The sequence below is a fragment of the Lysobacter firmicutimachus genome, from assembly GCF_037027445.1.
GTDB classification, from domain to species: domain Bacteria; phylum Pseudomonadota; class Gammaproteobacteria; order Xanthomonadales; family Xanthomonadaceae; genus Lysobacter; species Lysobacter firmicutimachus.
This window is the reverse complement of sequence record NZ_JBANDL010000002.1, coordinates 1,983,528-1,995,971: the sequence shown is the minus strand read 5'-3', so window position 1 is coordinate 1,995,971 and position 12,444 is coordinate 1,983,528. Positions and strand designations below refer to the sequence as shown.

The following is a 12,444-nucleotide window of genomic DNA, read 5'->3' as shown; positions in this document are numbered from 1 at the left end:
GGACAAGCACTTCGCTGCAAAAATCAAGCCCGCGATTCACGAGTCTTTGGCATAGCTTTTGCGTCAATGAGGGCAAGCCTCAATGTGACTTAGCTCACATTTTTTCATTCGCGTCACGGACCGGTCGCGTCTTCCCCACGGATCTTGGTGGTTCATGCCGATTACGCATCGCCTTGCTTACGCCCTTGCCTTCACCTTGGTTTCTGCGAGCTCAATCTGCCCTTTTTCGTCAGTTTCAGCCACTGAGAGTCAACCCAAGCCCCTGAACCCCCTGCCCGAGATCGAGCGCCTGCGCGCCGACCGGCAGTGGCTGGCGGCCCTGGCACAGATCGAAGCCGGCCTCGCCGTCCGTCCCGGCGACGAGGCGCTGTATCGCCTGCAGGTGTTGACCCTGGCCGATCTTGGCAACGCCTACCGCGCTTGGAGCCTGTACCGCGAACGTCCCGGTTTGTTCAGCGCCGAAGAACGCCAGCGCCTGGAATCCAATCGCCTGGCGCGGATGGTGGTGTGGGGCGGGCTGTATCCGGAGAACGAAGCGCAGCGGCTGGAGGAAATCCGCGCCGCGCGCAGCGCGATGGCCGAGTACCGCCAGAGCCAGAGCGACAGCCAGCGCCAGGCCGACCTGCGCACGCGCTTCGACGAGCTGGTGATGCTCAACATCCTCGAACGCCACGCCGACACGGTGCAGAACTACCGCCAGTTGCAGGCCGAAGGCGTCCAGGTGCCGCTGTACGCCCTGGCCCGGGTCGGCGCCTCGTTGCTGGCCGCGCGCCACCCCGAGGAAGCGGCGACGGTGCTGGAGCGGGTCGTGCGCGAAATGCCGGAAGACCACGACTCGCAGCTGCAGCTGGCCTATGCCTATTCCGAGGCCGAGCGCTTCGACGACGCGAAGAGACAACTGCAGAAGATCAAGGCCGCCGAGCCCGCCTTCGTACGCGTGCCCGGGGCCAAGGTCAGCCACGCCAACTGGCGCCACTACGACGCCGACACCAACCTGATCATGGTCGGCCTGTACGGCGAGGACACCGTCGGCGCACAGCGCGATCTGGAAGCGCTGGCGGCGATCGGCCCGAACAACGCCGGCCTGCAGACCAACCTCGGCGTCGCCTACCAGCGCCGCGGCTGGACCGAGCGCGCGCTGGAACGCTTCCGCATGGCCAGCACCCTGGAACCGACCAGCGTCGGCGCGCGGATCGGCCAGATCGGCGCCTACCTCGAACACGACCGGGTCGATCTGGCGCGGCCGATCCACGACGAGCTGTTGGCGCGCCGCGAACGCGACGTGCAGGTGCGGCAGATGCGCGAGTCCTGGGACAGCCGGCTGGGCTGGCAGTGGCAGGTGTCGACCTCGAGCCATCGCAGCCGCGCCGACGGCGGCGGCGACAGCACCTCGCCGCTCGGCAGCCGCGACGGCGCCCACCGCGCCGAAATCCGCAGCCCGCTGATCCACGATCGCTGGCGCCTCACCGCGCACGCGCAAGACGCCTGGGCCGACTACCCGGGCGAACGCGTGCACGACCGCCGCCAGGGCGTCGGCGCGCTGTACGCCTACGACCGGCTCAGCCTGGGGTTCGGCGTCGACCGCGCCAGCGACCGCTGGCTCGACCGCGACGACCGCACCGGCTATTACCTCGACGCCGGCTGGCGCTTCAACGACGCCTGGCGCGGCAGCGCGTCCTGGTACCGGCAGTCGCCGGACGCTTCGCTGCAGGCGCGCCGCGCCGGCATCGACGCCGACGCGCTGAGCCTGGGCCTGCGCTGGACGCCCAGCGACCGCACCGCGGTCGCCGCCAGCGTGCAACAGCTGCGCTACAGCGACGACAACCGCCGCAGCGCGTTCGCGCTGTCGCTCGACCAGCGCGCCTATACCCGCCCGCACCTGCAGCTCGACGGCCTGGCCGACCTCTCGGCCAGCCGCGCCAGCCGCCGCGATGCCGACGTGCCCTACTTCAACCCCAGCCGCGACGCCTCGCTCAATCTCGGCCTGCGCCTGAACCACGTCGCCTGGCGCCGCTACAGCCGCCACCTGCTGCAACGCTTCACCGCCTACGCCGGCCCCTACTGGCAGCAGGGCTACGGCAGCGCCTGGATTCCGCAGCTGCGCTACGAACACGAATGGGGGCTGGGCACCGGCCGCAAGCTGACCTACGGCCTGAGCTGGTCGCGCCCGGTCTACGACGGCCAGCGCGAGGAACGACTCGGCTTCGATCTGAACTTCCGTTGGGGAGAGCAATGAACATGGATCTGCGACTCCCCGCCGCCGCTCGCCACGCCTGGGCCGCGCACACGCTGCGCAGCCTGTTCGCCGCCGCGGCCCTGGCCCTGGCCGCGCTGGCGCCGGCCCAGGCCGACGAATTGCTGGTGCTGAGCTACCACGATGTGCGCGACGACGTCGCCCGCAAAGGCGATCCCGACGCTTATGCGGTCAGCACCCAGAACTTCGCCGCCCACCTGGACTGGCTGGCCGGCCACGGCTACCACCCGGTGTCGCTGAGCCAGGTCATCGCCGCCTCGCGCGGCGAAAAGCCGCTGCCGCCCAAAGCGGTGCTGCTGACCTTCGACGACGGCCTGCGCAGCATCTACACCCACGCTTTCCCGCTGCTGCGCGCCTACGGTTACCCGGCGCTGATGGCGGTGGTGACCTCCTGGGTCGACCTGCCGCGCGACCAGCAGGTCGACTACGGCCCGCGCATGTTCACCCACGACGACTTCGTCACCTGGGACCAACTGCGCGAGATGCAGGCCTCGGGCCTGATCGAAGTCGCCTCGCACAGCCACGCCCTGCACCGCGGCGTGACCTCCAACCCGCAGGGCAACAGCATGCCGGCGGCGATCACCCGGGTCTGGGACCCCAAGGCCGAGCGCTACGAGACCGAGGCCGAGTACCTGGCGCGGATTCGCAAGGACCTGGGCGACAGCGTCGCCGCGATCAAGCGCGAACTCGGCGTCGCCCCGCAATCGGTGGTGTGGCCGTACGCGGCCTACAACAGCCAGACCAACGCCATCGCCGACCAGCTCGGCATGCAGGTCACCTTCGACCTGGAAGGCCGCCACCAGACCCTGCGCCGCGACCTGCACGGCCTCGCCCGGCTGCTGGTGTTCGACAACCCGACCGTCAACGACCTGGCCTACGAACTGCGCCACGACGAAGGCCTGGACGGCCTGCGCGCGCTGCAGATCGACCTGGACTACGTCTACGACGCCGATCCGGCGCAACAGGCGCGCAACCTCGACAAGCTGATCGAGCGGGTCAAGCAGGTCGGTCCCAGTCATGTGTTCCTGCAGGCCTTCGCCGACCCCGACGGCAACGGTTCGGCCGACGCGCTGTACTTCCCCAACCGCCACCTGCCGATGCGCGCCGACCTGTACAACCGGGTCGCCTGGCAGCTCAAGACCCGCGCCGGGGTCAAGGTGTTCGCCTGGCTGCCGGTGCTGGGCTTCGAGCTGCCCGACCCCGCGCTGCGCCGGCGTTTGGCCATCGCCGCCAGCAACCCCAAGGAAACCTTCCGCCTCAATCCGTTCGAGCCGCAGGCGCGCAAGATCGTCGCCGACATCTACGAAGACCTCGCCGTCAGCGGCTACAGCGAAGGCCTGTTGTTCCACGACGACGCCCTGCTGCGCGACGACGAACTGCTCGGCCAGGCGCCGGAACAGGCGGCCCAGCGCACCCAGGCCCTGATCGCATTCACTCAGGAACTGACCCGCGCCGCCGGCAAGTGGCGGCCGAAGCTGATCACCGTGCGCAACCTGTTCGCCGAGCCGGTGCTGCGCCCGGACAGCGAGCGCTGGTTCGCGCAGAACCTGGCCGCGTTCAACCAGGCCTACGACTACACCGCGGTGATGGCGATGCCGTGGATGGAGAACAGCCGCGAGCCGCAGGCCTGGATGGACCGGCTGGTGGCGCAAGTGGCGCGCTCGCCCCGCGGCCTGGCGCGGACCCTGTTCGAGTTGCAGACCGTGGACTGGCGCGACAACAAGCCGATCCCGGCGCAACGGCTGAAGACCATGGCGCGGCGCCTGCAGGCCGCCGGCGTGCGCCACCTGGCCTGGTACCCGGACAACTTCATCGACGACGTCCCCTCGACCCGCGACGCGCGCGAAATCATGTCCGCGCGCGGTTTCCCCTACATCGAACGCTGACCCCGCCCCCGGCGCCGAAGCGCCGGGCCCTTCCACCGCGCACGCGCGCCTCATCGGAGACTGCCATGTACGAGGTTCTCAGCGCCTTACTCGCGGTGTCGTTCAAATTCGCTTTCTACTACCCGATCGTGATGTCGTTCTTCTGGATCGCGGGCGGGCTGTACTACTACCTGCGCCGCGAGCGCCACGCCCGCGGCCGCACCGATCCGCCGCCGCTGGAGTCGACGCCGTTCGTGTCGATCCTGATCCCCTGCCACAACGAGGGCGACAACGTCCGCGAGACCATCGCCTCGGCGATGGCGCAGCGCTATCCCGCGTTCGAAGTCATCGCCATCAACGACGGCAGCGGCGACGACACCGGCGAGAAGCTCAACCTGCTCGCCGCGCAGTACCCCTCGCTGCGGGTCGTCCACCTCGACCGCAACCTCGGCAAGGCCAACGCCATGCGCATGGGCGCGCTGGCGGCGCGCTCGGAGTACCTGGTCTGCATCGACGGCGACGCCCTGCTCGACGAGTACGCCACCCACTGGATGGTCTGGCACCTGTGCTCGGGCGCGCGCGTGGGCGCGGTCACCGGCAACCCGCGCATCCGCAACCGATCGACCCTGCTCGGCCGCCTGCAGGTCGGCGAGTTCGCCTCGATCATCGGCATGATCAAGCGCGCCCAGCGCGTCTACGGCCGCATCTTCACGGTGTCCGGGGTGATCTGCGCGTTCCGCCGCACCGCGCTGCACCAGATCGGCTACTGGTCCGACAGCATGGTCACCGAGGACATCGACATCAGCTGGCGCCTGCAGATGAACCACTGGGACATCCGCTACGAGCCCAATGCGATGTGCTTCATCCTGATGCCGGAAACCGTGCGCGGCCTGTGGAAGCAGCGCCTGCGCTGGGCCCAGGGCGGCGTCGAAGTGCTGCTGCGCCACACCCGCGACCTGGTCTCGTGGCGCCGCCGCCGCATGTGGGCGGTGCTGGGCGAATACCTGCTGAGCCTGGCCTGGGCCTACATGATGGCCTTCATCATCCTGCTGTGGGCGCTGGGCCTGGTGTTCGAACTGCCCGAGCAGCTGCGCGTGCCGACCCTGCTGCCGTCGTGGCACGGCGTGATCCTGGCGATGATCTGCCTGTTGCAGTTCGCCGCCAGCATCGTCATCGACCGCCGCTACGAAACCGGCGTGGGCCGCAACTACTACTGGATGATCTGGTACCCGATGGTGTTCTGGCTGCTGAGCTTCACCACCACCGTGGCCGCAGTGCCCAAGGCGCTGGCCAAGCGCCGCGGCACCCGCGCGGTGTGGGTGAGCCCGGATCGGGGGCTGCGATGAGCACGCCCAAGCCCGGCCAGGTGCCGCAGCGGCCGCAGCCCCGCCGCTCTCGGCGGCACAAGCACGACTCGCGGCTGATCCAACGGCCGTACTCGCAGCCGCTGCTGCCGCGCACCTTCTGGGGCCTGACCACCGGCGCCTTCTGGGCGATCTACCTCTACCTGTGGGTGCCGTTGATCACGTTGTTCATGTGGCTGTTCGGCATCCGCCGCACCGAAGCCGAACTGTACCTGCGCCAGCACGAGATCGACCCCTTCCTGCTGCTGGCGCTGCCCGCCACCGCGGTCGGCGCCGCGACGGTGCTGATCCTGTGGGCCGAATACAACCGCCACCGCTTCAGCGGCGTGGAGCGGCGCAGCGCACCGCCGCCGGTCGCGCTGGAAGAGGTGGCCGCCGCGCTCGGCGCCAGCGCCGAGGTCGCGCAAGCGCTGAACCAAGGCCGCATCAGCACCTTGCACATGGACCCCAACCAGGCCGTGCCGCTCGGCGTCACCACGGTCAAACCGCCGCCGCCCAAGCCGCTGGCGCTGGCCGCGCCGATGCCGGCCTTCACCCGCCACACCTTGCCCGAAACCGCCTGGATCCCGATGCTGGGCCTGGCGGTGGTGTTCGTGGTCGCCGTGCTGCTGGTCGTATCGCACGGCTACCGCCAGATCGAAAGCGAAAGCTCGTCGCAGCAGATCGAAGGCGCGCCCGGCCTGGACCGCCCGCCGCTGGCGCCGCCGCAGCCGCCGAACCCGCCGAGCACCAGCGACGACGACACCGCCCAACCGCCGGCCCCGAGCGCGGACGCGACAGACGCCACGCCCGCGGTCGCCGCACCGCGCGCGCAACGCGACACCGCCCCGCGCGGCGCCAGCGCCAAACCCCGCCCATTGCCCGGCCACAGCCCGAAACCGCCCTACCCGCTCGACGCCCTGCGCCGCGGCGAAGGCGGACTGGTCTCCCTGCGCGTGCGCGTCGGCGCCGACGGCCGCCCGCAACGCGTCGAGATCGGCAAACGCAGCGGCAACCGCGACCTCGACCGCGCCGCCGTCGCCACCGTACGCAACTGGCGCTTCGCCCCCGCCAAACGCAACGGCCGCCCCATCGCCGCCGTCGTGATCGTCCCGATCGAGTTCAAGCCGCAGCGCTGAGCCCACCCTCCCCGGCGTGGCTAAGCGCGCCTCCCCTTCCTGTAGGAGCGGCGTAAGCCGCGACCCAGGCCGCGCCCATTCCACGCCCGCATCCGCCTCCAAGCGCAACCGCAACCCTCACCCCTCCAGCCCCAACGCCCCCCACCCCAACGCTTCCCCCTTTGAAAAAGGGGGGCCAAGGGGGGGATTTGCCGTTGCCGTTGCCGTTGCCGTTGCTGTCGCTGCGCTGTCGCTGTTGCTATCGCCTCCATGCCTCATCCCGCCGCAGCCATGACTTGCAGCTCATGCACGCATCCGCTGTAAACCGCAGCATCGATCCATGCGGCGGGCGCGCGATCCATGCAAGCGCCTCGCCGCGGCCCGGTAGCGACGAAGGGGCGCGTCGCCACCCATCGAGCAGCCGCACACCAGGGGATCCACTTGAAACATCCAGCGCGTCGAAGCTTCCTTCAGCTCGTTCTTGCCTCCATGCTGCTCCTGCAAGCGCCGCTCGCGGTGCAGGCCCACCCCAACGACGTACCGCCGCCGAACGCCGTCGATCTCGACGCCCTGCTGAAAGGCGCGATGGAAGGCACCCAGACGCCTGCACTCGGCGCGCTGGTCATGCGCGACGGCGCGATCGCCCAACAAGCCGTGCGCGGCCTGCGCCGCAGCGATGCGGCCGACGCGGTCGGCGCCGACGATGTCTGGCTGATCGGATCCACCGGCAAACCGATGACGGTCGCGCTGATCGCCAAGCTGGTCGATCGCGGCGTGCTGTCCTGGGACGCCCCCTTGGCGACGCTGCTGCCCGACCTGGCCGAGACGATGCGACCGGAATACCGCTCGGTCACCCTGGTCCAGCTGCTCTCGCACCGGTCGGGCCTGCCGGAGAACATCCGCGACCTGAAGGTCCTCGATACCTTCTTCGTCGACACCCGGCCGTTGCCGCAACAACGCCTGGCCTTCATCGCCCAGGCGTTGAAGGATGCGCCGGCTGCCGCACCCGGTACGGAATTCAACTACTGCAACACCGGCTTCCTCATCGCGGCCGTCATCGCCGAGCGCGCCACCGGATCGGACTTCGAGGAACTGATGCGCCGCGAAGTCTTCCAGCCCTTGGGCATGGCGAGCGCCGGTTTCGGCCCCACCCAGGCCGGCCAGCCGCTCGGCCACCGTGGCGGCAAGCCGGTGACGACGGCGCCGAAAGTGTCCGACGACGGCGTGCCGATGATGTACACCGCGGCCGGAAACATGCACATGAGCCTGGCCGACTGGGCGCGCTTCTGCCTCGACCAACTGGCCGGCAGCCAAGGCCGTGGCAAATTGCTGAGCCGCGCCTCGTACCGGCTGATGCAAACGGCGCAACCCGGCAGCGGCTCGGGCCTGGACTGGGGCGTCCAGGATTCGATCGCAGGACGCCAGGGCCCCGTGCTGGTGCACGGCGGCTCCGACGGCAACTGGCTCGCCTGGGCGGTGCTGTTCCCGAACACGAACACCGGCGCCCTGGTGGTGGCCAACGCCACCGAGGACATGGGCGGCGACAAGGCAACCAAGACCGTGCTGGGCACGTTGTTCCCGACCTTGAGCCCGGCGAAGTAGGCGACAGCGGGATCAAGGCCTGGGTTCGCCGCCCCCTGGCGAGCTCGCCACCCGGGAAACGGTATCGGGGACGACTCAAAACAGTCCCCGACGCCGTTTGTGGCCAGTAAGCTGGGCGCAGCTGTTGCGTCGACCGGTTGAACCCGCACCGCTGTTGTTGCAGCCTCGCAAAAGGCCGTTAGCCCAACCCGCCTGCTGGCATGGCCCGGTCCAGCCACCGCCACGACGATGCGGGTCGCGCTTTGGCCCAAGGATCGAAAGAACGCGTCAGACCCAACGTGCTCCGTCGCCGATCCGGTGGACGGCACCGACAACGTACTCAACGGGGGCCCATCCATGCGGCGCATCCTGAAGTACCTGGGCATCACCTTGCTTGCGGCTCTGGCGGTATCGCTGGTACTGGGCCTTCGGCCCTTCATCGACCGGGACGCACCCGCCACCCGCCCCCTGCCCCTCGCGCAAGCTCCGCTGCCTCCGGAGCAGGCGAACAAGCTCACGGACTACATAACGACCCAGGCGGACGCCATCGATGCGTTCGTCGTGCTGCGCGGCGAAACGGTGCTGATGGAGTACGGCGAGGTCGGCACGCCCATGAACCTGGCGTCCGCGCGCAAGAGCATCCTCAGCCTGCTGTTCGGCGTGGCGGTCGACCGCGGGTTGATCGATGTGAACGAGAATCTGGCAGCGCTAGGCGTCGACGAGAGCCGCACGCCCCTCACCCAGGCGGAAAAGCAAGCCACCATCGAACACCTGCTTCAAGCCCGGTCGGGCATCTACCTGCCCTCCGGCGCGGAGACGGTGGAAAACAAAGAAGGCCGCCCGCAGCGCGGCCAGTTCGCGCCGGGCACGAACTACTTCTACAACAACTGGGACTTCAACGTCCTGGGCGCCATCTTCGAACGCAAGACCGGGCTATCCATCGGCGAGGCCATCGATACCTGGCTGGCCACCCCGCTGGGCATGCAGGACTTCCACCGCGAGCACGTGATCTATGACCAACGCGGCTCCGATTCCGATTACCGGACCTATCGCATCCACATGAGCGCACGCGACCTGGCGCGGCTGGGGGCGCTGGTAGCGCAGCAGGGCCTTTGGAACGGCAAGCGGGTCGTCTCCGCCGAGTGGATAGCCAAAAGCACCGCCTCGTATTCCGCCACGCAGAACCCGTTCTACGACGGCTTCGGCTACTCCTGGTGGTTGAACTCCGAGCTCGACACCGTGCACGCCGACGGCTGGGGCGGCCAATACCTGCTGGTGGACCCGGCGCGGAAACTGACGCTGGTGGCGCGGCGGGATACCGGGAACTCGATTCTGGGCTACCTGATCTTCAGCCAGTTCCGGAAGCAGGGGCATCCTTCGGACCTACAGAAGTTGTACAAGCTCGTGCGGGATATGCCGGCGACGAGTGGCGCGCGCTAGCACGAGACGCCGTCCCGGCCCGGCGCATGCCATGCCACACGGCCGATCGCGCCGGTGGCCCGCGATCGACGGGCACCCAGCCCCGACGGCTCGCCATCGAGGCTCAGCGACCAGCCACACCGGCCCGCAGCAAGACCGGCCCGCCTTCAGTGCGCCCGCCCCGCCCCGACACCGCCATCCCCGACCAGCGTCCAAACACAGGCCGCCAGCACCGGGTCCAACCGCCGCGCCAAGGCCTGAAACACCTCCCGCAACACCCGATGATCCTGCCCCGCCGGAAACCCGATCTCGATCAATACCTCCGGCTGCAGAGTCCGCACGATCCCGTGCAACTCCCGCTGGAAAGCGGACAGCGCTTCGAACGCATCGACGGACATCACCACCCCCTCCTGCGGGGGCGCGAACTCGGGTTTGCGGGGCATACGCGGCACTCCTGTCCATAGGCGGAAAGCCCGCGCGGCACATTGCGCGACCGGCGGGATGTCGGGAGGTTCGAAACCGCGCATAGACGGCGGGCGTATTCCCCTTGCGGGTGTTGTATTAGCCGCCCTCCCGACGCAGGCAACGCGTCGACACACCCAAACATCGGGCATGAAAAACCCACCATTGACGAAGGTGGGCACCGCTATACGAGGAGTTTCGACGCTCCGTAATTTCAACTTTGCGGAATCATCTGGTGGTTGTCAATGAGGCCTGGCCGAGTTCAATGGCTAATCCCGTATACCTAGCGAGAACATTTTATAGACCATCAACGTTGAAAGTCGCTTACGTCCAGAACGCACCATTTTGACGCTCCGCCGAACCCTCACAACCTGTTGAAAAATGAGTCCAATTTTTAATCCAAGCCTGCATCGAGCGTCCACATGAATTGCTCACGCATTCGCTGGCGCCGGCTTCCGACCCAAAAAGCCAAACTTCCAGACATGACATCCTACTGTTGCGTTTTGCCTAGCAAATAAACTTGCGGCAATAAGTTTCCACAATCACGTCGCACGCCTCCAGCAGAGAGTTGTCACGAGTGCACTCATGGGCTAGCAAACAGTGCTACTGAGGGCTCCATAACAAGCCCACACAGCGCCCGGCTAGCATTGAGCCAGTCTAAAAAGAACACAATTGTCGTATCACCTCACAACCGCGCCACGATGCTAATTTTTCATTTAACCCCTGATGCAAGGAACTAGCCCATTGTCGAAGAATCTGAAATTTCTAGTCCGCGCACGGCAGCAACCCGTTCCCTCGTCGCCCCGACCAACATTCGTACTTACGACGGACAACTGGGATGACTACGGGCACAAGGTACAATTCCACCTCAGTTATCTCGACAGAAACGGCGACGAAACTCGCATAGGCGCGGTAAAAATCCTCCAGCGAACGAACGCGGACGGAGAGCCCATCCAAGTAGCGGAGACCACCCATCTGCAGGATGCGTTCTCTCAACTGAGCGATGACTTTGTATCCATTGGCCAGCAGGACAACTACTACAAGAATCTTCACAAACTCTTTGGCGCAAAGTCTGGCGATGTTCTTGACGCGCTTCGTGATATCGCCTGGCGACCAGCGTTCGCGTCTGATTTTGAACCAACTACAGCATTTCGAAACGCGATGATGCGCGAAAACGGCGCCCACCGAGCCCGTCGCTTCGGTTCTGCGTGGGCCTTGGGAGACACCGTTCGCGCCCAGCTTGCCTTTTCATACATTGGGATGATCGACGGAGCAGACGCCGATATTGATGCGCATTTCGCCTTCGACCGCAAGGACCGTGTCCCAGGCCGCATCGTGGGAATCATTGGCCGCAATGCCGTTGGCAAAACTAGGTTTCTCGCGAGCTTGGGGGCCGATCTCGCACAAATCTCGCGGACCTCGGCCGAAAAGCTGGTCGAGCGAGAGAAACGATTCCCCCTCGGCCGCCCTCTCTTCACGCGCATCATAGCCATCTCGTACAGTGCCTTTGACCGCTTCAAACGCCCACCGCCTGATAGCTCCAGTAGTTATGTGTACTGCGGCATCAGGAATGACAAAGGAGGGCTATCGCGCGCCTCGCTTGTAGAAACCTACCGTCGGAACCAGAACAGAATACGTGACCGTGGAGGGCAAGCTGACTGGACCCGGCATATGCAAGCCATTCTAGGGGATCTCAGCGAACAACTAACGGTGAGTTTGAAGGCAGAAATAAGCAGTGCCTCGATAGACGACGCAGCGTTGTCCCTACTTAGTTCTGGCCAGTCGATCTTGGCACACTTCGTGACTGCACTTCTCGCATGGATCCAGCCGAACTCGATAGTTCTGTTCGACGAGCCCGAAACACATCTTCACCCGAACGCCGTGGCTAGCTTGTTTCTGGTATTGGCAGAGATCTTGGAAGAATTTGATTCCTATGCAGTAGTTGCAACCCACTCACCTGTCGTGATCCAGGAGATCCCTGCGAAGCGCGTACTCGTGTTCGAACGAGAGCAGAACGTGACGGTAGCTAATCCGCTGCTGCTCGAAAGCTTCGGGGAAAGTGTGACCGAGCTGACCAAACACGTGTTCGAGACGATCGAGGTCGAAACCCTCTACCGCCGGACCCTCAAGAAACTTGCGCAAGAAGAGTCAGCCGAGGAGGTCATGGCTCACTTCGATCGCGGCCTAAGCCTGAATGCTCAGGCGTATCTGTTGGCGCAGTACGGCAAGAAGGCGGGAAAGAAGAAATGAGGAACTTAGCCCCCCTTCCCGACAATCCTGGCTATCTGGACTGGTACGTAGCTATTCGAGACAAAAAGCACAAGGCCACACGCGAACCCCTTGTTAAGGCCCATGCGTTGATCAAGAAGCGATACGAGGCTCACGCCGATGCCATCGGCAAA

Annotated in this window: 8 protein-coding genes; 7 read left to right on the top strand and 1 reads right to left on the bottom strand. The window is 66.2% G+C overall.

Annotated features, from left to right (window positions below; translation table 11 throughout):
- Positions 1–154 precede the first annotated feature (154 nt).
- The 6 genes from pgaA to V2J18_RS08745 all read left to right on the top strand — a co-directional run bounded on the left by pgaA (position 155) and on the right by V2J18_RS08745 (position 9,601).
- On the top strand, positions 155–2,236 hold the full coding sequence (gene pgaA, locus V2J18_RS08770) for a poly-beta-1,6 N-acetyl-D-glucosamine export porin PgaA (protein ID WP_336131573.1): 2,082 nt from the start codon (positions 155–157) through the stop codon (positions 2,234–2,236).
- 2 nt (positions 2,237–2,238) lie between these two features.
- The gene (gene pgaB, locus V2J18_RS08765; RefSeq protein ID WP_336131572.1) at positions 2,239–4,140 is read left to right on the top strand and encodes a poly-beta-1,6-N-acetyl-D-glucosamine N-deacetylase PgaB; all 1,902 of its coding nucleotides are present in this window, start codon (positions 2,239–2,241) and stop codon (positions 4,138–4,140) included.
- A gap of 65 nt (positions 4,141–4,205) precedes the next feature.
- On the top strand, positions 4,206–5,465 hold the full coding sequence (pgaC, locus tag V2J18_RS08760; protein WP_064749641.1) for a poly-beta-1,6-N-acetyl-D-glucosamine synthase: 1,260 nt from the start codon (positions 4,206–4,208) through the stop codon (positions 5,463–5,465).
- Entirely contained in the window at positions 5,462–6,601 is a 1,140-nt protein-coding gene (gene pgaD / locus V2J18_RS08755; protein ID WP_336131571.1) for a poly-beta-1,6-N-acetyl-D-glucosamine biosynthesis protein PgaD, read from the top strand. The genes pgaC and pgaD overlap by 4 nt, the downstream gene beginning before the upstream one ends.
- Before the next feature lie 468 nt (positions 6,602–7,069).
- Positions 7,070–8,182: a serine hydrolase domain-containing protein gene (locus tag V2J18_RS08750; RefSeq protein ID WP_064749640.1), complete on the top strand. Its 1,113-nt coding sequence runs from the start codon at positions 7,070–7,072 to the stop codon at positions 8,180–8,182.
- A gap of 336 nt (positions 8,183–8,518) precedes the next feature.
- Entirely contained in the window at positions 8,519–9,601 is a 1,083-nt protein-coding gene (locus V2J18_RS08745) for a serine hydrolase domain-containing protein (RefSeq protein WP_336131570.1), read from the top strand.
- 146 nt (positions 9,602–9,747) lie between these two features.
- Here the strand turns inward: V2J18_RS08745 and V2J18_RS08740 are convergent, their stop codons facing one another.
- Positions 9,748–10,023 carry a hypothetical protein gene (locus V2J18_RS08740; protein ID WP_064749638.1) on the bottom strand — a complete coding sequence of 92 codons (276 nt, stop codon included), beginning with the start codon at positions 10,021–10,023 and terminating at the stop codon, positions 9,748–9,750.
- Positions 10,024–10,786: 763 nt separating this feature from the next.
- Between V2J18_RS08740 and V2J18_RS08735 the strand changes: the two genes are divergently transcribed.
- Positions 10,787–12,292, top strand: coding sequence for an AAA family ATPase (locus tag V2J18_RS08735; protein WP_336131569.1), 1,506 nt, complete (start codon positions 10,787–10,789; stop codon positions 12,290–12,292).
- Positions 12,293–12,444 lie beyond the last annotated feature (152 nt).